The 22,948-nt window shown below is 61.7% G+C and carries 20 protein-coding genes; 8 read left to right on the top strand and 12 right to left on the bottom strand.

Annotated features, from left to right (window positions below):
* Window positions 1-15 precede the first annotated feature (15 nt).
* From metE to aceA, 3 genes are all read right to left on the bottom strand, one after another.
* Window positions 16-2,322, bottom strand: a complete 2,307-nt coding sequence (gene metE / locus V3587_RS14040; protein ID WP_283376767.1) for a 5-methyltetrahydropteroyltriglutamate--homocysteine S-methyltransferase — start codon at window positions 2,320-2,322, stop codon at window positions 16-18.
* Window positions 2,323-2,414: 92 nt separating this feature from the next.
* Window positions 2,415-3,311 (bottom strand): 3-hydroxybutyryl-CoA dehydrogenase, encoded by an 897-nt coding sequence (locus V3587_RS14035; protein ID WP_003941541.1) that lies wholly within the window; start codon window positions 3,309-3,311, stop codon window positions 2,415-2,417.
* 183 nt (window positions 3,312-3,494) lie between these two features.
* On the bottom strand, window positions 3,495-4,784 hold the full coding sequence (gene aceA, locus V3587_RS14030) for an isocitrate lyase (RefSeq protein ID WP_003941533.1): 1,290 nt from the start codon (window positions 4,782-4,784) through the stop codon (window positions 3,495-3,497).
* Between the two features lie 677 nt (window positions 4,785-5,461).
* On the opposite strand from aceA, the gene V3587_RS14025 reads away from it, so the two are divergent.
* From V3587_RS14025 to ramB, 4 genes are all read left to right on the top strand, one after another.
* A complete protein-coding gene (locus V3587_RS14025) occupies window positions 5,462-5,917 on the top strand; it encodes a hypothetical protein (protein WP_235171624.1) in 456 nt (151 codons plus the stop codon).
* A 119-nt stretch (window positions 5,918-6,036) separates the two neighbouring features.
* Window positions 6,037-6,324, top strand: coding sequence for an FmdB family zinc ribbon protein (locus V3587_RS14020; RefSeq protein ID WP_124567903.1), 288 nt, complete (start codon window positions 6,037-6,039; stop codon window positions 6,322-6,324).
* An 81-nt stretch (window positions 6,325-6,405) separates the two neighbouring features.
* Window positions 6,406-7,665 carry a formamidase gene (gene fmdA / locus V3587_RS14015; protein WP_050656695.1) on the top strand — a complete coding sequence of 420 codons (1,260 nt, stop codon included), beginning with the start codon at window positions 6,406-6,408 and terminating at the stop codon, window positions 7,663-7,665.
* A 124-nt stretch (window positions 7,666-7,789) separates the two neighbouring features.
* A complete protein-coding gene (gene ramB, locus V3587_RS14010; RefSeq protein ID WP_019744436.1) occupies window positions 7,790-9,202 on the top strand; it encodes an acetate metabolism transcriptional regulator RamB in 1,413 nt (470 codons plus the stop codon).
* Between the two features lie 5 nt (window positions 9,203-9,207).
* Here ramB and V3587_RS14005 read toward each other — a convergent pair whose 3' ends face one another.
* From V3587_RS14005 to V3587_RS13965, 9 genes are all read right to left on the bottom strand, one after another.
* A complete protein-coding gene (locus tag V3587_RS14005) occupies window positions 9,208-10,230 on the bottom strand; it encodes an alpha/beta hydrolase (RefSeq protein ID WP_283376768.1) in 1,023 nt (340 codons plus the stop codon).
* Between the two features lie 131 nt (window positions 10,231-10,361).
* Window positions 10,362-11,381 (bottom strand): alpha/beta hydrolase, encoded by a 1,020-nt coding sequence (locus V3587_RS14000; protein ID WP_283376769.1) that lies wholly within the window; start codon window positions 11,379-11,381, stop codon window positions 10,362-10,364.
* Window positions 11,382-11,449: 68 nt separating this feature from the next.
* A complete protein-coding gene (locus V3587_RS13995; protein ID WP_283376770.1) occupies window positions 11,450-13,090 on the bottom strand; it encodes a class I adenylate-forming enzyme family protein in 1,641 nt (546 codons plus the stop codon).
* A 9-nt stretch (window positions 13,091-13,099) separates the two neighbouring features.
* Window positions 13,100-13,804 carry an ABC transporter ATP-binding protein gene (locus V3587_RS13990; RefSeq protein WP_235171619.1) on the bottom strand — a complete coding sequence of 235 codons (705 nt, stop codon included), beginning with the start codon at window positions 13,802-13,804 and terminating at the stop codon, window positions 13,100-13,102.
* Window position 13,805: 1 nt separating this feature from the next.
* Window positions 13,806-14,579 (bottom strand): ABC transporter ATP-binding protein, encoded by a 774-nt coding sequence (locus V3587_RS13985; RefSeq protein ID WP_029254813.1) that lies wholly within the window; start codon window positions 14,577-14,579, stop codon window positions 13,806-13,808.
* The gene (locus V3587_RS13980) at window positions 14,576-15,535 is read right to left on the bottom strand and encodes a branched-chain amino acid ABC transporter permease (RefSeq protein WP_228232622.1); all 960 of its coding nucleotides are present in this window, start codon (window positions 15,533-15,535) and stop codon (window positions 14,576-14,578) included. Before V3587_RS13980 ends, V3587_RS13985 begins: the two co-directional genes overlap by 4 nt.
* 68 nt (window positions 15,536-15,603) lie before the next feature.
* The gene (locus V3587_RS13975; RefSeq protein WP_283376771.1) at window positions 15,604-16,479 is read right to left on the bottom strand and encodes a branched-chain amino acid ABC transporter permease; all 876 of its coding nucleotides are present in this window, start codon (window positions 16,477-16,479) and stop codon (window positions 15,604-15,606) included.
* A 15-nt stretch (window positions 16,480-16,494) separates the two neighbouring features.
* Window positions 16,495-17,679, bottom strand: coding sequence for an ABC transporter substrate-binding protein (locus V3587_RS13970; RefSeq protein ID WP_283376772.1), 1,185 nt, complete (start codon window positions 17,677-17,679; stop codon window positions 16,495-16,497).
* A gap of 126 nt (window positions 17,680-17,805) precedes the next feature.
* Complete coding sequence (locus tag V3587_RS13965) at window positions 17,806-18,546, bottom strand: TetR/AcrR family transcriptional regulator (protein WP_095970421.1); 741 nt, start codon at window positions 18,544-18,546, stop codon at window positions 17,806-17,808.
* A 267-nt stretch (window positions 18,547-18,813) separates the two neighbouring features.
* Here V3587_RS13965 and urtA point away from each other — a divergent pair, with 267 nt between their 5' ends.
* The 4 genes from urtA to urtD are packed head-to-tail and all read left to right on the top strand — an operon-like array spanning window position 18,814 to window position 22,945.
* Complete coding sequence (gene urtA, locus V3587_RS13960) at window positions 18,814-20,070, top strand: urea ABC transporter substrate-binding protein (RefSeq protein WP_007735391.1); 1,257 nt, start codon at window positions 18,814-18,816, stop codon at window positions 20,068-20,070.
* A gap of 54 nt (window positions 20,071-20,124) precedes the next feature.
* Window positions 20,125-21,009 (top strand): urea ABC transporter permease subunit UrtB, encoded by an 885-nt coding sequence (gene urtB, locus V3587_RS13955; protein ID WP_095970422.1) that lies wholly within the window; start codon window positions 20,125-20,127, stop codon window positions 21,007-21,009.
* Window positions 21,006-22,112, top strand: coding sequence for an urea ABC transporter permease subunit UrtC (gene urtC, locus V3587_RS13950; RefSeq protein ID WP_021333894.1), 1,107 nt, complete (start codon window positions 21,006-21,008; stop codon window positions 22,110-22,112). Before urtB ends, urtC begins: the two co-directional genes overlap by 4 nt.
* Complete coding sequence (gene urtD / locus V3587_RS13945; RefSeq protein ID WP_283376773.1) at window positions 22,109-22,945, top strand: urea ABC transporter ATP-binding protein UrtD; 837 nt, start codon at window positions 22,109-22,111, stop codon at window positions 22,943-22,945. Before urtC ends, urtD begins: the two co-directional genes overlap by 4 nt.
* Window positions 22,946-22,948: the final 3 nt, after the last annotated feature.

The raw sequence follows: 22,948 nt of genomic DNA, 5'->3' as shown, positions 1-22,948 counted from the left end.
TGTTCTTTACGCGACTTACCCGGCGTCGCGCTCCGCTTGCTCGGCCCGACGACGCAGGCGCCTCGCGGCCGCGACCATGTTGCGCAGCGAAGGCTCGAGCTGCCAGGGATGGCGGGTTTTGAGGCCACCGTCCGGGTTGGCCCACAAACGATCGAGTGAGATCGATTCGCTTGCCTCCGTGAGCAATTCGTCGAGTTCGTCGATGTCGGGGATCCGAGCCGAACGAGATTCGTAGACACCGGGGCCGACGCCGTGTGTGAGCGCGCCTTCCTTGAGCGCTTCGAGAACCCACGTGATGGAGCGGGTCGCGACGATAGCCGTCACATCGGCGTCCAACCGTTCGATGGCGTCGACCACCGACGACCGAGCGGAGTACGTCAGATGTGTGTGGATCTGTGTTTCCGGCTTCGCTCCACCTGTTGCCAGACGGAACGCATCGACGGCCCACTCCAGGTAGGCCTCCCGGCCGTCCTCACGCAGTGGCAGCAGTTCACGAATTGCCGGCTCGTCCACCTGGATGATGGCGATTCCGGCGGCTTCGAGATCCGCGATTTCGTCTCGAATGACAAGTGCCAGTTGCTCTGCCGTTTCGTAGAGCGGCTGATCCTGACGAACGAACGAACGAGCGATCATGGTGACCGGACCCGTCAGCATGCCCTTGACCGGCTTGTCGGTCAGCGACTGCGCGTACGCGATCCACTCGACCGTCATCGGCTTCGGACGTGCAATGTCGCCGTAGAGAATCGGCGGACGCGTGCAACGAGATCCGTAGGCCTGAACCCAACCGTTGTGTGTGAAGGCATAGCCCTCGAGCAGTTCGGCGAAGTACTGGACCATGTCGTTGCGCTCGTGCTCGCCGTGCACGAAAACATCGAGACCGATGTCCTCTTGCAGACGGATTGTGCGCTCGATCTCTTCCTGGATGCGCTTGTAGTAGTCGTCCCACTCCAAACGGCCCTGGCCGAGTTCGTAACGAGCCTGGCGAATCGCGTCGGTCTGCGGGAACGAACCCAGTGTCTGGGCCGGAACCAAAGGCAGGTTCAACCGTTCCTGCTGAGCTTTACGCCGCTCCTCGTACGGTGCGCGCACACGATCTTCGGGCTTGATCGCGTTGACCCGAGCACGGACAGCGTGCTTGAGCTTGAAGTGCACCTTCGTCGGACGCTTACGCCACTTGTCCGAAGGACCTTCGGTGAGCGCCTTCGCCAGTGAGACGACCTCGCCGACCTTCTGCTTCGCAAAAGCCAGACGGTCTGCAACGTCTCCCGGAATGTCGTACTCGGAGAGCACGTCGTACGGCACGTGTAGCAGCGACGACGACGTGGAGACGACGAGGTCGGGCACAACGTCCTTGAGTTCGTTCAGGTACGTCAGGGTGTTGAACCGGTCCACCCGCCAGACGTTGCGACCGTCGACGACGCCCGCGTAGATGCGCTTGCGCTTGATGTTCGGCACCGCGGCCAGTTCCTCGGCCGTGATCTTGCCGTGCACCAAGTCCAGACCGAAGGCCTCGATCTTGGTGGGCGCCAAGATATTGAGGGCTTCGCCGAACTTGCCGTACGGACCGGTCACCAACAGACGCGGGCGCAGCGGAGCCGTCGACAGCTTGTCGTATGCACGCCCCAGAGCGGCGAGCTCCTCGGCGGTGCGGTCCTCGGTCACCGAAGGCTCGTCCAACTGAACACAGGTGGCACCGGCCTTGGCGAGCTGCTCGAAGAGCTTCTCGTACTCGGGCAGAAGCGAGTCCAACAGGTCGAGTGGGGTGAAGTTCGGATCGGACTTCTCGGTGGCCGGCCCGACCTTCGAGAGCAGGAGCAGCGAAACCGGTCCCATGATGACGGGGCGCAATTCGATGCCGCGCGCCTTCGCACGATCGAACTCGTCGAGAAGTGCCTCCGAGTTGAGCGAGAACACGGTGTTCGCGTCGATCTCGGGCTGACGGTAGTAGTAGTTCGTGCCGAAGAAGCGCACCAGCTCGAGAGGCGGGAAGTCCGGACGACCGCGTGCCATCGTGAAGTAGAAATCGAGCGGATCGAGGGCGCCCTCGAGCGGCTTGAACCGCTCCGGCACTGCGCCGAAGAGCAGCGCGTTGTCGAGCACGTGATCGTAGAAGGAGAAAGTGTTGCCCGGAACCTGGCTCAATCCCGTCGCAGCCAATTCACTCCAGGTCGATTCCTGGAGTTCCTTGGCGACCGCGAGGAGTGCGTCCTTGTCCGAAGTGCCGTGCCAGTAGGACTCGAGGGCGCGCTTGAGCTCACGGCGCGGCCCGATGCGCGGATACCCCAGGACGCTGGAGCCGAATGCTGCAGTGCTGCTGGACATGCGGTCGACCTTTCTAACCGAGGGGCGCGAGCGCCCTGTGCGCGCTTATGGAGTCTCTACACTCCACAAACGCGCACAGGGGGCTGTCGGCCTTAGCTTGCCTGCTTGGTGGAGCGACCGTTGTCGGCGTATTCGTAGAAGCCCGCGCCGGACTTCTTGCCGGTCAATCCGGCTTCGACCATACGCAGGAGCAGCGGCGGAGCGGAGTACAGCGGCTCCTTGAACTCTTCGTACATTGAGTCGGCGATGGACTTGACGGTGTCGAGTCCGACCAGGTCGGTCAGAGCCAGCGGGCCCATGGGGTGCGCGAGGCCGAGAACGGTTGCCTTGTCAATGTCTTCCTTGGTCGCGAATCCCGACTCGACCATGCGGATCGCCGAGAGCAGGTACGGCACCAGGAGTGCATTGACGACGAAGCCGGAGCGGTCGGCACTGCGGACGACCTGCTTGCCGAGGATGTCGCTGGCAAAAGCCTCGGCGCGCTGCGAGACGGAGGCACTGGTCTTGAGCGTCGTCACCAATTCGACGAGCGGCAGAACCGGAACCGGGTTGAAGAAGTGCATACCGATGACTCGCTCGGGACGCTTGGTCGAGATGCCGAGCTTCATGATCGGGATCGACGACGTGTTGGACGCGAGAACCGCATCCGGGTCCGTCACGACCGCGTCGAGCTCGGCGAAGATTTCGCTCTTGATCTTCTCGTCTTCGACGACGGCCTCCACGACGAGCTGGCGGTCCGCGAAATCTCCCAGATCGGAGGTGAAACGCAGACGCCATGCGGCCTGCTCACGCTCACGTTCTGTGATCTTTCCGCTGCTCACGCCGCGGTCGAGCGAACGCAGGATGCGTGAACGCCCGGCTGCTGCAAGCTCGCGAGTCTGCTCGAAGACCAGAACATCGACATGTGCGCGGGCGCACACCTCGGCGATTCCGGCACCCATGATTCCGGCGCCGATAACGCCGACGCGCTGAATTTTTTCGCTGGTCACGTCAGCTCCTTGTTTGTCTCGTGGAGTTTGTCTGGTGAAGGTGTTGCAAGAGAAGCACTTCGAACTGCGTCGACGCTGGTGGCCGACGCAATCGGAACTGCCCTGAAGACGAGAGAAGTAGTGCGGTGATACAAGCAGGGGAGAGACCCGAAGCCGAGCCTCTCCCCCACCCGAAGTCAGTTCTTAGTGGAACTGTCCCTCTTCGGTGGAGCCCTTGAGAGCTGCCGTCGAGGTGTTGGGGTCAACGGTGGTGGCGATGGTGTCGAAGTAGCCGGCGCCAACCTCACGCTGGTGCTTGATGGCGGTGAAGCCACGCTCTTCGGCAGCCTTGAACTCGCGCTCCTGCAGGTCGACGAATGCCGTCATGCCTTCGCGGGCGTAGCCGTAGGCCAGGTCGAACATGCCGTAGTTGAGCGAGTGGAAGCCGGCCAGCGTGATGAACTGGAACTTGAAGCCCATTGCGCCGAGCTCCTTCTGGAACTTCGCGATGGTCGCGTCGTCCAGGTGCGCCTTCCAGTTGAAGGAAGGGGAGCAGTTGTAGGCCAGGAGCTGGTCCGGGAATTCGCTGCGAACGGACTCCGCGAACTTCTTTGCAACCTCGAGATCCGGCACGCCGGTCTCCATCCAGATGAGGTCTGCGTACGGTGCGTAAGCCTTGGCGCGAGCGATGCAGGGCTCGATGCCGTTCTTGACGCCGTAGAAGCCTTCAGCCGTGCGGGTTCCGTCGAGGAACGGGCGGTCACGCTCGTCCACGTCGGAGGTGATGAGGGTTGCAGCCTCAGCGTCGGTGCGGGCGATGATGACGGACGGAACGTCCGCAACGTCGGAAGCCAGGCGAGCCGAGGTCAGGGTGCGGATGTGCTGCTGCGTGGGGATGAGCACCTTGCCGCCGAGGTGGCCGCACTTCTTCTCCGAAGCGAGCTGATCCTCCCAGTGGACACCGGCAGCGCCGGCGCCGATCATGGCCTTCTGGAGCTCGTAAGCGTTGAGAGCGCCACCGAAGCCGGCTTCGGCGTCGGCAACGATCGGAGCGAGCCAGTTGCTGACGGAGGTGTCACCCTCGGTCTTGGCGATCTCGTCGGCGCGCAGCAGTGCGTTGTTGATGCGACGAACGACGGTCGGAACCGAGTTGGCCGGGTAGAGGCTCTGGTCCGGGTACGTGTGGCCCGAGAGGTTAGCGTCGCCGGCAACCTGCCAACCGGAGAGGTAGATGGCCTTCAGGCCGGCGCGAACCTGCTGCACAGCCATGTTGCCGGTAAGTGCACCGAGGGAGTTGATGTAGTCCTCGTTGTTCACGAGATCCCACAGGATCTCGGATCCGCGACGAGCGAGGGTCTGCTCCTCGACGACGGTGCCCTGGAGCTTGACGACCTGATCGGCCGTGTAGTTACGAGTAACGCCCTTCCAGCGAGGGTTGGTGTCCCAATCCTGCTGGAGCTCAGCTGCGGTCTTCGGGGTGCCGGTGGTCGACATCAAGACTCCATCTCTTTGATCTGCTGGTCCGGCCTGTTGTGAGCAGTACGTGCGTACTACTTCACATACTTGCCAGGCCCTTCTTGTGTACTTACCGAGAATGGCACATCGAAAAAGTGCCGTCTACCTGTTGCTAATGCCAATCTTCGCTACCTTTTCAACACACTTTGCTAAGTCTGTGAAGATTCCTACACCGCCGACACTGCCCAATCGGACAGGTTCCGTACTCGCGAGTAGCAAAGAAACCGCAGGCTGTGAACGAAATGCACACAACTCCGCCGCTTGCGAATTCCGGCAGTTCACGCGGCACTCGGAACAGGCCCGTCCGCTACTTCGGAGCCAACTGCACTACCTGCAAGTGACCGCAATCACTCCGCGGCAACAGCCCTCACTCGGACAATTCCGGGAACTACCCCTCGGAAAGCCACAGACAACCCGTTCGCCAGCCATATGCTGTCGAACCATGACTTGTCGTTCGACGCCCTCGACACCACCGACCGGGCGATAAAGCTGTGTCGAACAATTACCAGCAGCCGTCGAACAACCAGGCATGGTCGCAATCCGGTCCGCAACCGCCGCAGTTGGGATATCGAGCCGCCCCACAGTCCTATCCCCCACCGCAAGGGTTCCCACCAGGCCCACCGCGTGGGAACCCTCCGCCACGGCGACCCGGCTGGGTGATTCCGCTAGCTGTCATCGGTGTCGTCACAGTGTTGGTGCTCTTCGGCGGGCTTGCATGGGTTCTCTGGCCGAAGGACGTTCCCAGCTCTGCCGCCGGTGGCGCCGCCCACACCACCGCCGCCACGAACACACCCGGCACCACGACAACCGCTCCCAGCACGACATCCCCGACGACCACACACGCCGCGAACTTCCCGGCAGGTGCGTCCGCCTGCCCCGGTGGGCAGGCGGCCGGAAGTTACAAGGAGTCCGCGACCAGTGGTGGCAAAACTTCGTGCGAGTTCGCCGAGGCAGTTCGGATGGCCTACGGAAACTCCGGTGCCGCGGGTACATCCAGGACCGTGTCCGCACGTAGTCCGGTGACCGGCAAGGAGTACACGATGGCGTGCAAGGCGGCCTCCGGCATCGTCACCTGCACCGGCGGTGACAACGCGGTTGTGTACTTGCGCTGACATACGCACTTGCGGCATCGGTTACCCGGGGCTTGTCGTTCCAGTGTCGCCCTCGCCGTTCCAGTGTCGCCCTCGCCGTTCCAGTGTCGCACTTACGGATCCTCCGATAGCGTGACCGCATGCCTCTGTACGAGTTTCGCTGTACCGGCTGCGGCCCGCTCGAGCGGTCGTTCGCGATGGCCGAAGTGCCCCAGTCGATTACTTGCCCCCAGTGCAGTCTCGAGTCCAAGCGGGTGGTCTCGTCTCCCCGGTTGAGTCACGCGTCGTCAGCCGCGATGGGTCTACTGGACAGCACTGCCCGATCAGCGCACGAGCCTGCCGTGGTCAGTGGGTCACTACCGGGCCGCGGCCAGCGATCTGCCCCGACGACGTCCAATCCGTTGCACCGCAAGCTACCTCGCCCCTGAGCGAAATCTTCGCGAGCCCCGATCCGACACGAAAGTCCTGCCGCCACGAGTTTTCCGTTTCGTCGAGAATGAGGAGTGCATATGCCTGAACTGCTGTTTCCACTCGATTCCGCCAAGAAATTCACCGACCAGGCAATCGTCGGCCACAATCGGTGGCACCCGGACATCCCCGCGGCGGTGACGGTGAAACCCGGTGACTCGTTTCGTGTCCATTGCCGCGAATGGTTCGACGGCGCAATCCACAACGACGACTCGGCCGACGACATTCTCAATGCACCGCTGACGACTGTCCACACGCTGTCCGGCCCCTTTGCCGTCGAAGGCGCAAAGCCCGGCGACCTCTTGATCGTCGACATCTTGGACATCGGGCCTATCCCCCAAGAGGATTCGGGTCCGCTGGCCGGTCAAGGCTGGGGTTACACCGGCATCTTCCCACGGAACAACGGCGGCGGCTTCCTCACCGAACAGTTCCCCGACGCATACAAGGCCGTCTGGGATTTCTCCGGGCAAACGGCGACGTCGCGCCACATTCCGCACGTCTCGTTCACGGGCATCGTCCACCCCGGACTCATGGGCACGGCCCCGTCGGCAGCGTTGCTCGCCAAGTGGAATGCCCGCGAGGGAGCCCTCATTGCCACCGATCCCAATCGGGTTCCCCCGCTTGCACTTCCGCCCGAGCCCCGTGATGCAGTACTGGGTACCTTGACCGGCGACGAGTACACACGCGTCGCCGGCGAGGCAGCGCGCACCGCTCCCCCGCGCGAGAACGGCGGAAACCAGGACATCAAGAACCTCACCAAGGGCAGCCGAATCTTCTATCCGGTATTCGTGGACGGCGCGAATCTGTCGGTGGGCGATCTCCACTTCTCCCAGGGCGACGGTGAGATCACATTCTGCGGCGCCATCGAAATGGGCGGCTTCATCGATCTTCGTGTGGACATCATCAAAGGCGGAATGGATACCTACGGCGTTTCCGAGAACGCCATCTTCATGCCGGGCAACACGGATCCGCAGTATTCCGAGTGGCTTGCGTTCTCGGGCACTTCCGTCACGCTCGACGGCGAGCAGAAGTACCTGGATTCACATCTGTCGTACCAGCGTGCGTGCCTGCATGCGATCGAGTACCTGACCAAGTTCGGGTACGCGCCCGAACAGGCGTACCTGCTGCTGGGTGCGGCGCCGATCGAGGGCCGTCTGTCGGGCGTCGTGGATATCCCGAACTCGTGTTCGACGGTGTATCTCCCGACTGCGATCTTCGACTTCCCCCTCGCTCCGTCTTCGAGCGGACCGTTCCAGATCGATCCCGGAATCGGCGCCCCGCGTTCGGAGAACAAGGTCTAGGCCTCCGGCCCGTGCGTGGTTAAGGAGTGCCAGGACTCCTTAACCACTCACGGGGGCGGAGCCCCTGTGCGAAGTCTGCGAACCCACCTTTGCGAAGCCGGGCCGTCACTCGTATCCTGGGGAAATGTCGAAAACCTTTGTCGGTGTCCGGCTCCGCCAACTGCGGACCGAGCGCGGGTTGAGCCAGGCTTCGCTGGCCAAGACGCTGGAGATCTCGGCAAGCTATCTCAATCAGATCGAGCACGACGTTCGCCCGCTCACCGTGCCGGTCCTCCTGCGAATCAGTGAAGTGTTCGGTGTCGACACCACCTTCTTCTCCCCACAGGACGACACGCGCCTGATCGCGGAAATGCGCGAGGTCGCTCTCGATCAGGAGATGGGCATCGACGCCGACGCCCACGAAATCGCGGAGATGGTCTCCACCCACCCCGGCCTCGCCAAGGCGATGGTGAACATGCATCGCCGCTTCCGCAACACGACGGCACAGCTCGCCGCAGCGACGGAGGACCGATTCTCGGACGGCAGCGGCAGCGGTTCGATCACCATGCCGCACGAGGAAGTGCGCGACTACTTCTATCAGCGGCAGAACTACATTCACGATCTCGACACCGCGGCCGAAGAACTCACTGCCCGGATGCGCTTTCACCGCGGCGACGTCGCCGGCGAGATCGCCAGACGCCTCGAGACCGTCCACGGCGTGCAGATCGTTCGACGAGTCGACCTGGGCGAGAACATACTTCATCGATACGACCCGGACACCAGAGTCCTGGAAATCTCCGCGAGGCTCTCCGGCGGGCAACAGGTCTTCAAGTTTGCGACGGAACTCGCCTATCTCGAGCACGGCGACCTGCTCGACTCGTTGGTGGCCGAGGGCAACTTCACCAGCGAAGCGTCGGTCTCCCTGGCGCGACTTGGATTGGCCAACTACTTCGCGGCGGCCACCGTGCTCCCCTACAGCCAGTTCCACGACGTCGCCGAGGACTTCCGGTACGACATCGAGCGCATGTCCGCCTTCTATTCCGCGAGCTACGAGACGATCTGCCACCGCCTCTCGACCCTGCAACGCCCCAAACTTCGCGGGGTTCCGTTCATGTTCGTACGTGTCGACCGTGCCGGTAACATGTCGAAGCGTCAGTCCGCCACCGGCTTCCACTTCTCCACCAGCGGCGGTACGTGTCCGCTGTGGAACGTCTACGAGACGTTCTCCTATCCGGGCAAGATCATGCCCCAGATCGCACAGATGCCCGACGGCCGCCGATACCTCTGGGTTGCGCGCACGGTCGAACGTCGAGCGGCTCGATACGGACAGCCCGCAAAGATCTTCGCCATTGGATTGGGATGCGAGATTCGACACGCGCACCGGCTCGTCTACAGCGACGGTCTGGATCTGGACGAGTCGAATCCGGGAACGCCGATCGGCTCGGGCTGCCGCGTCTGCGAACGCCTCAACTGTCCGCAGCGTGCCTTCCCTCCGTTGGGCAAGGACCTCGACATCAGCGAGCACCGGAGTTCGATTTCGCCTTACGTGATTCGCTGAGCGCGCTACCGCACGTGGTTGCGAAGGAACGCGACTGTGCGATCGAACGCGATCATCCCGTCCACGGTATCGAGGTCGAACTGATATTCGTGGTCCAGCGCAGGCTCGTGATCGTCGGGGTAGAACAGTGCGTCGACTTCGACGCCGAGATCGGCGAGCCGTTGCGCCATGGGTTTCGACTGACTGGCGGTCAGCGGGTCGATGTTTCCGCCGGTGATGAACGTCGCGGGAAAGGTCGAGGTCACATGCCCGAGTGTCGACATCTGACCCACTGCAGTCGACCCGTCGAAGTCCCTCGTTCCGAGGTATCCCCACAACGATTGCTTGTCGACGCCCCAACCGAGGTACTTCCCCTGTGACAGCAGCGGTTTCAGATCGAATACCCCGCAGTCGAGGACGACTCCACGTATCTGTTCGGGGCGTAGTGCCGGTTCAATCCCCATCTGAGACGCGTAGGCAGGGCTGGTCATGACGGTAGCCAACTGACTGGACAATTGCGCGCCTGCCGAATCTCCCGCAAGGAAGAGATTGTTCGAATCGACATGCAGCCTGTCCGCATTGCTCGAGAGATATCGATACGCGTCGTTCAGCTGATTCACGGCGGTGGGGTAATACGCATTCGGCCCCAGTGAGTAGTCCACCGAAACTACGGTGAACCCTTGATCTGCCAGCAGTTTGTAGTAACCGGACGCATCGGTTCGCGAACCTGAAATCCAGCCACCGCCGTGTACCCAGATCACCGTCGGCAGCGGAGAAGTGGACTCCGACGGGTAGTACACGTCGAGTTGCGCATCGGCGTCGCCGTCGCGATACGACTGTTCGAGGACCGAGACGATTCCTGATGGCGCGTGCCTGTCGAGTTGTGCGTGAGTCGCTTCGGAGCCACCCGCCGACATCCACCGTACGAGGAGAACTCCCGGCCACGGACTGACGAGCGCCGCGGCCACACCGGACAGCAGAATGACGACGAATACCGCAGCGATTCCGACAATGCGCCTTCGCCGTCTGTCGGGGGAAGACGCGCGCACAACAACTCCTGGGGTCGGATCGGATTCACCCAGGCTAGACCAAAAGGACTAGTCGAGAATTCCCCGGCAACACACCCGCGGCGCTTTGTCTGAAATGACCATTTCTTTAGCGTCTCAGCATCATCCGACAACTAGCGGGTATGTGCGTCGAGAAACTGAACCGTGCGATCGAGTGCAGTGAGACCGTCGGCATTGTCCAGATCGAACTGATACTCGTGACCGAGCGCCGGAACGTGATCGGCCGGATAGAACAGTGTGTCGACCCCAACTCCCAACCCCGTCAATTTGTCAGCCAACGGTTTCGACTGAGAATCTGTCAAAGGATCCGCGTTGCCGCCGCTGACGTAGACAGGCGGAAATCGATCGGTGACGTAGTTCAAGGTCGACATCTGATCCGCCGCTTCGGTACTCATGAAGTCGCGCACCCCGGTATACGCCCAGAGGGACCGATCAACTCCCCAGCCGATGATGCCTGGCCCGCCGACCATGTTCCCGACGTCGTAGATGCCACAGTTGAGGACTACTCCGCGCAACTGATCCGGCCGCAGCGACGGGTTCACGCCCACTCGGTCCGCATATGCGGGATCAGTGATGAGAGCGGCGAGCTGACTCGTGAGTTGCGCTCCCGCAGAATCACCGGCGAGAACAATCTTCGTCGGATCAACATGCAGTCGTTCCGCATTCGCGACGACGTACGCGTGCGCGTCGTTGAGCTGCCGCACCGCGGTCGGATAGTTGTGCTCGGGTCCGAGTGAGTAGTCCAGGGACACAACGGTGTAGCCACGAGAGGCCAGCAACTCGTAGTACGGCGCGTAGTTGGACTTGCTTCCCGAGATCCAGGCACCGCCATGAGTCCAGATCACCGTAGGCAATGCGGTCGTCGTCGCCGCGGGAAAGTAGACATCCAGGTATGCGTCGTCGTCATCGGCGCGGTACTGCTGGTCCTTGATCGAGTCGACACCATCCGGAGCGTGCTTCTCCAGCGCCTCGGTGACTTTCACGGCGTCACGATCGAAGACCCAGCGCACGGTGAGCGCGCCGGGTCTCGGGCTGAGCACAAAGGCCAGAACCACGGCGCCGACAAGGAGGATCAGGATCCCGAGCGTTAACAGTGCTCGCTTGCGCCATCGGTGCGGTGAAGGGTTCGTCATCGGGTTTCCTTCACTCTCGGCACAATGTCCGGATCAGCGTAACGCGAAGCCGGTACTGCCAGGCGCGATCAGCCGAGTTCAGCGATCCGCCGCTGCGCGAGTGCCTTGACTTCGCCCTTGGCTACTTTGCCGCCTGCCGCCATCGGCAATTCGGCGACCGTCATCACGTACTCGGGTATGTACTCGCGGGTCACTCCTCGGCTCTGCAGCCAGGCGGTCAGGTCCTCCGAACTCAGATCGTCATCGGCGGATACGACGACCGCACAGACCTTCTCACCGAACAGCGGATCGTCGACCCCGACCACGGCGACCAGTTCTACCGAAGGATGCGCGCGCACGTACTCCTCGACTTCGACCGCGGAGATGTTCTTGCCGCCTCGAATGATGATGTCGGCCTTGCGCCCCACCACCCGCACCCGCCCGGTCTCGTCGATCTCGACGATGTCGCCGAGAAGCATCCAACCGTCGTCGGTGTACAACTCGTCGTTTGCATGGACGTCGCCCCAATAGCCCTGACACATCAGCGGTCCGTTGACCCCAGGCTGACCACGACGGACCGAGCCCGTCACTTCCTTTGCAGCGTCGTCGAATACACGAACTTGCATACGATCGATGACGTGGCCACACGTCTTCAGTCGGGTATCGGAATCGTCCGCAACCGTCGTCACCGAGACCGCGCCGGTTTCGTTCGAGCCGTAGAACTGCAGAACCGCAGCTCCGGTGCGTTGTTCGAAGGCCAGTGCCTCCGAATACGGCACGGCTTCACCACCGGTGAACATGAAACGAAGTGACGAGAGATCGGCGGATTCCGCGGCCTCCGAACGCAACAGCATCTTGAATTGTGTACTCACACAATTCAAAGCGGTAACCCGTTCGCGCTCGATCAACTCGATCATCACCGAAACGTCGAAGCGTTCCATGACGACATTACGAGCACCGAGTAGCGCCGGCAGGAAATGCGAAGTCCAGAGGCCGAATCCAAAAGGCGCCGGAACCCCGCCGAGGAACACCTCATCCGGACCGATCGCCGCCGCCTCGGCGGCAATCTCGGAGAAACCAACCCAACGATCCTCGGTTTGTGTGACCAGTTTGGGCAGGCCCGTCGTGCCGGAGGTCGAGTTCAGCATCGAAACGGCTGACGTGACAAAACACGGACTGGTTGCGGGGAACTGCTTTAGCTCGACCGGCAACGAGGTGAGTTCGCCGTGTGCGCTCACGCGTTCGAAACTCACGTCGGCGCGTTCGTCGGCGAAGACGACGTCCAGTCCGGGATGCTCTGCCCGCAGACTCGCGACGAGTTCGGCGGTATCGACGCCTCGCAGCGTGCGAGTGGTGACGAGTACGGAGGCTTCCGAGCGGGCGATCAGATGAGAGATCTCGCGAATGCCCGAGCGCGAACCGATTCCGACGGCGACGCGGCCGGTACGAAATGCTGCGCAGAGAGCCGCATGGAATACAGCGGTGTCGGGAAGCAACACGGCAACATGTCCGTACCCCTCACCAGCTAGATCCAGCGCCGACGCGATCGCATCGGCAGCCGCGTCGTACTGTTTCCACGACACCCTCGATTCCGGAGTGACAAAGGCGGTTTCGTCCGGGATGGTCTCAGACCAATGCCTGACCATTTCGCTGATGCTGACGCCGGCGAACCGGTCCGGATTCGTGGCGAATTCACCGACGGTGAAGTCGAGTGTCTTCGTTTCAAGCATGATCGTCGATCATCTCCCGTCGGCGCTGAGGACGCCCATCGATTGTTTGTACGCGTTGTCCAGTGTCGCTGCGGAATCGCATTCGCGGACGAGTTCGCCGCGCTGCATGACATATCCGCGGTCGACAACCGATTTCAGTGCAGTAAGTGCCGGTTCCGTCACGATGACGGTCACCCCCTCGGCGGCCAGACCCCCGACCAGCGCTCGCAGCTCCGCGACGATTTTCGGCGCCAGTCCTGTCATCATCTCGTCGAGGAGCAGCACTTTCGGGGTTTCCAGAAGGGCCCGCCCCAGAACCAACATCTGCTGCTCACCACCGCTGAGGACCCCGGCATAACTCTCCGAGCGTTCACGCAGGATCGGGAACCTCTCGAAAGCTGTTTCCACGGCTTCGGCTTTCAATCCCAGCAGGTCTGCGCCGACGCGTAGGTTCTCGCGAACGGACATTCGCATGAACAGTTGTCTGCCTTGCGGAACGTAGGCAAATCCGCTGCGGACACGATCCAGTGCCGATAATTTCTGGATCTCTCGACCATCGAATTTGATTGTCCCGGTGGCGGGAACCGAGCCGTAGATGGATCCCGCCAAGCTGGTCTTGCCTGCACCGTTCGGTCCGACGATCGCCGTCACTTCTCCGGCGGGGGCGACAAGGGAGACGTCCCTGACGGCGACAGCAGATCCGTATCGAACTGTGACTCTGTCGAGTTCGAGCATGTCAGGCGCCTTCCTCGTATTCGGAACCGAAATAGACTTCTCGCATCGCGTCGCTGGCCAAGCACTCCTGCGGTGGTCCGTAGAACGCCACTGATCCGAAATTGAGCAGCACGATCTTGGTGGCGAGCGCCGCGATGAGATCGACGTTGTGATCGACCAGGACTACTCCTTTGCCCTGCGCGGCAATCGATCGCACGGCACCGGAGATGGCAGCGATGCCGTCGTGATCCGCGCCGGCAAACGGTTCGTCCAACAGGAGAACATCGGGTTCGGTCGCCATCGCCCGCGCCACCTCGACCAGACGCTGCGCGCCCAAACTGAGATCCCCGCAAGCACTCTCGACGTCGGTGACCGAGTATCGCGCAGCGATCTCCCGGGCCCGCTGCGCTGTCCGGTCCCAGTTCTCGAAAGGTCCTTTGATCGCCCACCACAGCGAGTGCAGCGGTGAGGTGATCTTGTGCCCGTACAGTCCCGGGATGATGTTGTCGACGGCGTCGAGTTCCGCCGCGAGCTGCGGATGTTGAAACGTGCGCGAGAGCCCTTGCCGTGCACGGCGCTCCGACGGCCCGGTCAAGGGAGCACCGGCGAGCGCGACGGTTCCGGAGTCTGCTTGCTGTGTGCCGAAGATGCAGTCCACCAGTGTGGTCTTGCCTGCCCCGTTCGGGCCGACAAGGCCGATCACCTCTCCCGGTCCGACGCTGAACGAGACATCGTCGACAGCGCGGACGCCGCCGTAGGACTTGTGGAGCCCGCTCACTTCGAGTAGCCGAGTCATCGATTGCCACGCTCCTTGTACAGACGGTTCATTCGACCCAGAACGTTCTGACTCCACCCGATCACCCCACCAGGCGCGACGATGAGGATCACCAGGACGGCTCCGGCAAGCAGGAGTTCGCCACTTCCCTGGTACCCGGGCATGTTCAGCGTCACGATCACCACGATCAATGCACCGAGCGGAGCACCCCACGCCGAACTGCGACCGCCGATGATCGGCATGAAGATCGCAAGGAAAACAATACTGAGAGTGAAGGTTTCAGGAGTGACAGCTTGCACCGACACGGTGAACAGCGATCCGCCGGTCGACGCGATCGCGGCACCGATCGCCAGCGCCACAACGGTCAGGTGCGCAGGATTGACGCCGGAAGACCGTGCGACATTACGATTGTCGCGGGCAGCTTGCAACATCAGCCCCCACACCGATTTCCGAAGTCGATCGACAGTGACCGCGATCAGACACACGAACAAGATCGCGAACACGACCAATGCGTAGCGCGGTGGCTCCCAGCCGAACATCGTCACAGTCTCGACGCCCGAGATCCCGGCCGACCCGCCGGTGAAACTCGGCCCGTCGATCAACCAGTGCTCGAAAGCGATACCGAACAACAAGGTCACCGCGGCAAGGTAGAAGCCGGAGAGTTTCTGTGTTGCCAAGCTGAGGAGTACTGCAACCGCTGCAGCGGCGAGGGCGCCGAGAATCCATCCCCACCACATCGACAACCCGGTCCGAACCGAGATCAGCGCAACGGCATACGCGCCGATCGCCGCATACGCGCTGTACGCCATCGACAGTGATCCCGCGAGCACGAATGGCACGTACATGCCGAGGGCGATCAGCGAATACGTCGCAGCGAGGAACACCAGATCCTGCCGGTACAGACTCGGCCCCATCCACAGCAGCACGGCAGCAACCACGGCCACGGTGATCAGCGCTTCTCGTGACACGGCGAGCATCCTCGTCCGGGAACTGCCGGCCGGAGTGGGCGGACTTGACGTCGGCGGACTGGTAGAAAGCGAGGCCATCAGACGCGAACCTTCCTCGAGAGCAAGCCTTCCGGACGGAAAGCGAAGAACACCAGGGCAATCAAGAGAATCGCGGTTTGAGCAGCACTCGCACCGAAGTAGTACGGGGCGAATACCTGGACGACGCCCAACACCATTCCGCCGATCAGCGGAGCCCAACTCCTGCCGGTACCACCGATGACGAGTGCGATGAATGCCGTCAGCGTCCATGACAGACCGCTCGTGAACTGAACACCGGCCTTGGGAGCGAACAGAAGTCCGGCGACCGCGGCGATCACACCCGCGAGGGTGAACGCGATGAGGCGTACCCGATCCACCGGCAAGCCCAGGACGCGGGCGGCATCCGGACTGTCGCCGACGGCGCGGAGCAGACGGCCCGACGTGGACCGGTTCAGCCACAGTCCGATACCGACGAAGATCAGAGCAGTTCCGACGACGAGCACAACGGTCGAACTGTCGACGGTCGCACCGAGTACCGATATCGGATCGAAGTCGAAGATCTTCTGCCCGGGAAGTGGTGTGCGGCCGAAGACAGTGCCGGCGAGCTGCTGGATCCCGAACAGTACTGCGGTCACCGCCACCAACGCCGGTAGTTCCCCACGACCCGAACGCTTCTGAACCTGTTTGACCACAAGCTTTTCCGTCAAGATCGACAGCGCCACCGCTACCGCGATCCCCAGCAGCATGGCAATCCAGAGAGCGAGCCCGTAATTGATCGCGACCCAACTCGACGCCATTGCCGCAGCCATAGCGTACGGGCCCATCGCAAAGTTGAAGAAGTCGGCGCCGACCACCACGAGATACATTCCGAGGGCTATCAGAGAGAAGAAGGCACCGATCTCGATGGCTGCGAGCCACAGTTGTGCGTCTGTCATGTCAAAGCTCCTCGGTTATCCGCACGGGGGTTGGTAGGAATCCCACGGATGGGCCGGTTTGTTGTCCTCACCGAATTCGACGAGCACCAGTCCGCAGAGGCTGTCCGGAGCAAGGTGATCCTGCGAGGAGAACGACAGTGTCAGTCCGTCCTGGCCGAAGCTGGCGGGAAGTGCCGAAACCTGTTGAAGAGCATCACGAACGGCCGTCCGATCTCGGTGATCGCCGGCAATCTCGATGGCCTCGGCCAACATCATGACGGCGTCGTACGCCTGTGCGTCGTAGGCGGTCAGTTGATAATCGGGCCCCTTGACCGCCTGCACCTTGCGACGCAGTTCGGCGGTTCTCGGGTTATTCTCACTGAGCGAGCCCATGTACACCATGCCGCTCAACGCCTTCGGGTCCGCCAAAGCCCAAGATGCGGGCTGGTTTCCGATGGAAGCGAGTGAGAAGCGTTGCGTCTGCGGGGTGACCTTCGACAAGGTGTTGTGCGCGAGGATTTCGAAGTGCCCGCCGATACTGGCGACCAGAATCGCGTCCGGTTCGGTTTCCGCGAGACGTGAGACCTGTGCGGTGATGTCCGCGGCATCCACCGGCGCCTTTTCGACGCCCGTCACTCTCGCGCACTTCTCGAGCGCCGGCCGCAGGGTCTTGATGATTCCGTCGATGGATGCACTCGCGTCACCGAGAATTCCCAGAGACTTGTACCCCATCTTCTCGAAAGCCCCGCAGTACACCTGGGCGTACTGCTTCAAGGAGTTCGGAATCATGAACGAGTAGTCGTTGTCGGGCGCCGAGGCGAAGGCGTCGCTGAGAACGACCGGAGCTATCGCGGGAATCTTCGACTGCTGGAGAATCGACTTGGCCTGCAGCACCGACCCGCTGCCGGTGGCGAGGATGACCGCACTGGACCCGTGATCGACCAACTTCCGAATGATCGACGGGGTCTTGGTGGGACTGCTCTCGTCATTCTCGACAACCAATTCGACCTGCTTGCCGTTGATTCCGCCGGCCTGGTTGATCAGGTCGACAGTCATCCGCACGGTCTTTCCGGCGATCGTGCTGTACGACGCACCGGGCCCGGTGGAATCCTCGTCCAAACCGATGACGATGGTGTCTTCGGGAATGACACCGGCAGATGCGCACCCGCTCGCCCCGAGGACCACTGCCGCGCAGACGGCGATCGCCTTTCCGAGTCTCACATCGAACTCCCGTCCAAACTCTGCTTGGTAAATCAAACAAGCGCTTGATTTACGAGTGTGGACAGAAGTATGCACTGGGTCACACCGATAGTCAAAATGCGAACTACATGCGCAGGAACTGCGGTGTTACGGCTTCTGCAGCAGCCGGATCGAGGAGCTGAGTTCGCGAATGACGGACTTCAATTCGTCGACATCCGAACGGAGTTCGGCAAGTTCAGAGTCGGGAGATTCGGTCTGCACTTCCTTCTTCGCCGCGCGCCGCGCGATGCGTGCCACCGGCTCGCCGTCGACGGAGCGTGCGGCGAACCCGTCCAGGAACACCGAGATCAGGTTGCGCTGCAGATCTTCGGCCAATTCGGAAAGCTGCGGCCGGTACTGCGCGACGGTGGACCAGACGGATTCCCGCAGGAGCCGGTGAAACTGTTCGGGATCGATGTCTTCCCGAAACTCCCCGTCGGCAATTCCGCGCGTGATGGCCGATCGCCAGTAACTGTGTGCCTTCTGAACCAGAACGGTGATGGGCGCGTCTGCCGGCTGCGACGAAAGTATGGCTTCTCCCTGATACACCTCGGTGGCATACGGGTGATCGACCGCGGAGGCGAAAGACACCGAAACCATCGTGGCCAGGCGATCTCGGGCCGAACCTTCCGGCTCGATCGAGTCCTCGTACCGGACGTTGAGATCTTCGAGGAACCGGACGACGATCTCGTTGGCTATCGCGTCCTTGGAATCGAAGTAGTGATAGAGGCTGCCGGAAAGGATCCCGACTTCGTCGGCGATGTCTCGCACCGTCGTCGCGGCGATTCCCCGCTCACTGAACAGCTTGGCCGCATGAGCGAGTATTTCGTCCCGCCGGGTCGAGCGCACGAGAAGATCCTTCCGACGTTCCGATCGTCAAGCGAGTGCTTGATCAATTTCTCGTCGATGCTAACACCGCACCCTCTCTGACCTGCGGTGTGAGGTCCTGGATACCCAATCGAAACACCGGACACGCACTTGTCACCGACAGTCATTCCACCGCAACAACTTCCACCTACTCTGTGCACTCGACGAATACAGCGTTGTATACGCACTCCGGATACAGATCTGTCAGAGCCATTGTCTGCCAGAGCCATCGACACGAAAGGCCCGTACATGCGAACCTTCTCGAAGCGCACCCTTGCCGCGCCGGCCGCTCTCGCCGCGCTGGGCTTGGTTCTCACCGGCTGCGGAAGCAAGGCGACAGACACCGCATCGGGAGATTCGACGGCTACGTCGTGCGTCGACACCTCGGGGGACACGATCAAGGTCGGTTCCCTGAATTCACTCTCGGGCACCATGGCCATCAGTGAAGTGACGGTCCGCGACTCCATCTCGTTGGCGGTGCAGGAGATCAACGATTCCGGCGGTGTGCTGGGCAAGAAGATCCAGATCGTGGCCGAGGACGGCGCGTCGGAGCCGACAGTGTTCGCCGAGAAGGCCGAGAAACTGATCAGCAGCGATTGCGTCGCAGCAGTTTTCGGTGGCTGGACCTCCTCGAGCCGCAAGGCCATGCTGCCCGTGTTCGAGGACAACAACTCGCTGCTCTACTACCCGGTCCAGTACGAGGGACTGGAAGATTCGAAGAACATCTTCTACACGGGTGCAACGACCAACCAGCAGATCATCCCGGCTCTGGATTACCTGAAGGAGAAGGGCGTCAAGTCGCTGTATCTGGTCGGCAGCGACTACGTGTTCCCACAGACCGCCAACCGCATCATCAAGGCATACGCGGCAGCAAACGGCATCGAGATCAAGGGCGAGGATTACACGCCTCTGGGTTCGACCGACTTCTCCACCATCGTGAACAAGGTCCGCACTGCCGACGCGGATGCCGTGTTCAACACACTCAACGGCGATTCCAACGTTGCGTTCTTCCGTGAATACTCGAATGTCGGCCTGAAGCCCGCCGACATGCCCGTCGTCTCCGTCTCCATTGCGGAGGAAGAGGTCGGCGGTATCGGAGTCCAGAACGTCGAAGGCCAGCTGACGGCGTGGAACTACTACCAGACCATCGACTCCCCTGAGAACAAGAAATTCGTCGCGGCGTACAAGGCGAAGTTCGGCCAGGACAAGCCGACGTCCGACCCGATGGAAGCGGCATACACCTCCGTCTACCTCTGGAAGAACACCGTCGAGAAGGCCAACTCGTTTGCGGTCAAGGATATTCAGGACAACGCCGACGGTGTGACTTTCCAAGCGCCCGAGGGACTCGTCACCATCGACGGCGACAACCACCACATCACCAAGACTGCTCGGATCGGCGAAATCCGTTCCGACGGACTGATCTACACGGTCTGGGATTCGGGACAGCCGATCGAGCCGGATCCGTACCTGAAGAACTACCCCTGGGCCGAGGGACTCGGCAGCTGATCGACGAAAGGCGGAATTGACGGAATCGACGAGTAGAGAGGTGGAGCGTCTGTCATGGATGTTGTGATCGGGCAGTTGTTCACGGGTTTGAGTATCGGATCGATTCTCCTGTTGGCAGCGTTGGGATTGTCTCTCACGTTCGGGCAGATGGGTGTCATCAACATGGCACACGGCGAGTTCATCATGGCCGGCTCGTACACCGCATACGTAGTGCAGCAGGTGATTTCGAATGCAACGGGATCGTTGATCATTTCTCTGCTCGTCGGTTTCGTCGTCGGCGGACTGATGGGTGTCGTGCTCGAAGTGGTCTTGGTATCGCGGATGTACCACCGCCCCCTCGACACTCTGTTGGTGACATTCGGCGTCGGATTGATCCTTCAGCAGTTGGCACGAGACATCTTCGGGGCGCCGGCAGTCAATGTTTCAGCACCGACCTGGCTTTCGGGCGGAGTCGATATTTTCGGCGCGGTGGTACCGAAAACCCGCATCTTCATTCTGGTGTTGGCGATCGCAGCGGTGATCGCGCTTTCGGTCGCACTGAAGCAGTCGTCGATGGGTAGACGCATCCGGGCCGTCGTCCAGAATCGCGATCTGGCCGAGACGAGCGGAATCTCTTCTCGTCGTACGGACATCACGACCTTCTTCCTCGGTTCCGGGCTCGCCGGAGTCGCGGGTGTGGCGTTGACGCTCATCGGTTCCACCAGCCCGACCATCGGCCAGTCGTATCTGATCGACGCCTTCCTGGTTGTTGTCGTCGGCGGTCTCGGTCAGATGAAGGGAGCCGTGATCGCAGCCTTCGCCCTCGGCATCTTGAACTCGTTCATCGAGTACTCGACGACGGCGTCGATCGCGAAGGTGATCGTGTTCGTCATCATCGTCGTCTTCCTTCAAGTTCGGCCACAGGGCCTGTTCGCAGTCAAGACGAGGAGCCTCGTATGAGCATCCTGAACAACTCCCGAATTCGGGTGTGGGGCGGTTTTGCACTCGCCGCAATCGTGCTGTTCGCCATCGCTCCGGCTGTGCTCTCGGACTTCAGACTGTCACTGTTGGCCAAATTCCTGTGCTTTGCGATAGTCGCTGTCGGCATCGGTTTGGCTTGGGGCAGAGGCGGAATGCTCACGCTCGGCCAGGGCGTGTTCTTCGGAATCGGCGCATACGTGATGGCGATGCACCTCAAGATCGCCGATGCCGAACTCAAGGGCGACGCGGTCCCGGACTTCATGTCCATCGCCGGCAAGACCGAACTTCCGGGATACTGGCAACCGTTCGCCTCGCCATTCGTGGCGATCTTCGCGATCCTTTTCCTGCCGGCCGCTGTTGCCTTTCTGCTCGGGCTCGGTGTGTTCAAGCGGAGAGTCAAGGGCGCGTACTTCGCGATCCTCTCGCAGGCACTCGCCGCGGCTTTCGCGATCCTCTTGATCGGCCAACAGTCGATCGGTGGCAGCAACGGCCTCAACCGCTTTCGCACGTTCTTCGGTTTCAACCTCAATGATCCGGCGAACAAGCAGATGTTGTTCTTCATCGCCGCCGGAGTTCTTCTCGCATCGGTCGCCCTGATTCGCCAGCTGATGAACTCCCGATACGGCGAACTCCTCGTCGCCGTCCGCGATCAAGAGGAGCGTGTACGTTTCCTCGGATACGATCCGGCGAATATCAAACTGGTCGCCTACGTGACCGCGGCGTTCCTCGCCGGTATCGCCGGCGCGCTGTTCGTTCCGATCGTGGGCATCATCTCCCCCGCCGACGTCGGGATCGTCCCGTCCATCGCCTTCCTCATCGGGGTAGCGATCGGCGGCCGCGCAACGCTTCTCGGTCCGGTACTGGGTGCGATCGGCGTCGCGTGGGCACAGTCGACGTTCTCGGAGAAACTCCCTTCGGGATGGATCTACGCACAAGGGTTGATGTTCATCGTCGTTGTCGGGTTCTTCCCGGCAGGTGTGGCCGGACTGTTCGCCCTGATGCGCCACCGCAAGAAGCGTGAGACCCCGGCCGACCCACCGGTCAAGGTCTCCCAACCCGAACCAGTGGAGGTGTCGTCATGACCAACACAACCGCCACCAGCGAACCCACACCGGCACTGGGCGGCAACGCCGGAATGTCGTCCGAGTACCTCGAAGTACGGAATCTTTCGGTCAGCTTCGACGGTTTCAAGGCCGTCGACGGCGTCGACTTGACCCTCATGCAGGGCGACCTCAGGTTTCTCATCGGCCCGAACGGGGCTGGAAAGACAACGCTGGTCGACGCCATCACCGGACTCGTTCCCGCGACGGGTTCGATCACGAAGTCCGGCGAGCAGCTGCTCGGCAATAAGGTACACAAGATCGCCCGTCTCGGCGTCGGACGAACCTTCCAAACGGCAAGCGTCTTCGAAGAGCTCTCGGTACTGCAGAATCTCGATATCGCGGCCGGAGCCGGCCGATCACCGTGGAACCTGCTCAGAAAACGCAAAGGTGTGCTTCCCGAGATCGAAGAGGCTCTGGAGACAACTGGGTTGGAGCACCTCAGGAACACTGCCGCGGGCATCCTGGCGCACGGGCAGAAGCAGTGGCTCGAAATCGGAATGTTGTTGGTACAGAACTGTTCCGTGCTCCTGCTCGACGAGCCCGTCGCAGGCATGAGCCTCGAGGAGCGCGAGGAGACCGGGAACCTTCTGCGGCGCATCGGCGGTGCGCGAACCGTCGTCGTGGTCGAGCACGACATGGACTTCATGCGATCCTTCGCCACGTCCGTCACGGTGCTCGCCGCTGGGAAAGTGCTTGCCGAAGGAACTGTGGCGGAGGTTCAAGCCGACCCCAAGGTGCAAGAGGTCTACCTCGGCACAGCCGCTGCCGGAACAGATCTCGGCGCCGACACCGAACCGACCCCGGAGGACTGAATC

Origin of the sequence: Rhodococcus sp. IEGM 1306 (assembly GCF_036541985.1) — a bacterium.
GTDB lineage: Bacteria > Actinomycetota > Actinomycetes > Mycobacteriales > Mycobacteriaceae > Rhodococcus_F > Rhodococcus_F qingshengii.
Note: the sequence above shows the minus strand (reverse complement) of the source record. Positions and strands in the feature narration are given on the sequence as shown.

Coding starts and splice junctions, on each gene's coding strand:
- metE (WP_283376767.1), bottom strand. CDS start 2,322: ATGTCCAGCAGCACTGCAGCATTCGGCTCCAGCGTCCTGGGGTATCCG.
- aceA (WP_003941533.1), bottom strand. CDS start 4,784: ATGTCGACCACCGGCACCCCGAAGACCGCAGCTGAGCTCCAGCAGGAT.
- V3587_RS14020 (WP_124567903.1), top strand. CDS start 6,037: ATGCCTCTGTACGAGTTTCGCTGTACCGGCTGCGGCCCGCTCGAGCGG.
- fmdA (WP_050656695.1), top strand. CDS start 6,406: ATGCCTGAACTGCTGTTTCCACTCGATTCCGCCAAGAAATTCACCGAC.
- ramB (WP_019744436.1), top strand. CDS start 7,790: ATGTCGAAAACCTTTGTCGGTGTCCGGCTCCGCCAACTGCGGACCGAG.
- V3587_RS14000 (WP_283376769.1), bottom strand. CDS start 11,381: ATGACGAACCCTTCACCGCACCGATGGCGCAAGCGAGCACTGTTAACG.
- V3587_RS13995 (WP_283376770.1), bottom strand. CDS start 13,090: ATGCTTGAAACGAAGACACTCGACTTCACCGTCGGTGAATTCGCCACG.
- V3587_RS13990 (WP_235171619.1), bottom strand. CDS start 13,804: ATGCTCGAACTCGACAGAGTCACAGTTCGATACGGATCTGCTGTCGCC.
- V3587_RS13985 (WP_029254813.1), bottom strand. CDS start 14,579: ATGACTCGGCTACTCGAAGTGAGCGGGCTCCACAAGTCCTACGGCGGC.
- V3587_RS13980 (WP_228232622.1), bottom strand. CDS start 15,535: ATGCTCGCCGTGTCACGAGAAGCGCTGATCACCGTGGCCGTGGTTGCT.
- V3587_RS13975 (WP_283376771.1), bottom strand. CDS start 16,479: ATGACAGACGCACAACTGTGGCTCGCAGCCATCGAGATCGGTGCCTTC.
- urtA (WP_007735391.1), top strand. CDS start 18,814: ATGCGAACCTTCTCGAAGCGCACCCTTGCCGCGCCGGCCGCTCTCGCC.
- urtB (WP_095970422.1), top strand. CDS start 20,125: ATGGATGTTGTGATCGGGCAGTTGTTCACGGGTTTGAGTATCGGATCG.
- urtC (WP_021333894.1), top strand. CDS start 21,006: ATGAGCATCCTGAACAACTCCCGAATTCGGGTGTGGGGCGGTTTTGCA.
- urtD (WP_283376773.1), top strand. CDS start 22,109: ATGACCAACACAACCGCCACCAGCGAACCCACACCGGCACTGGGCGGC.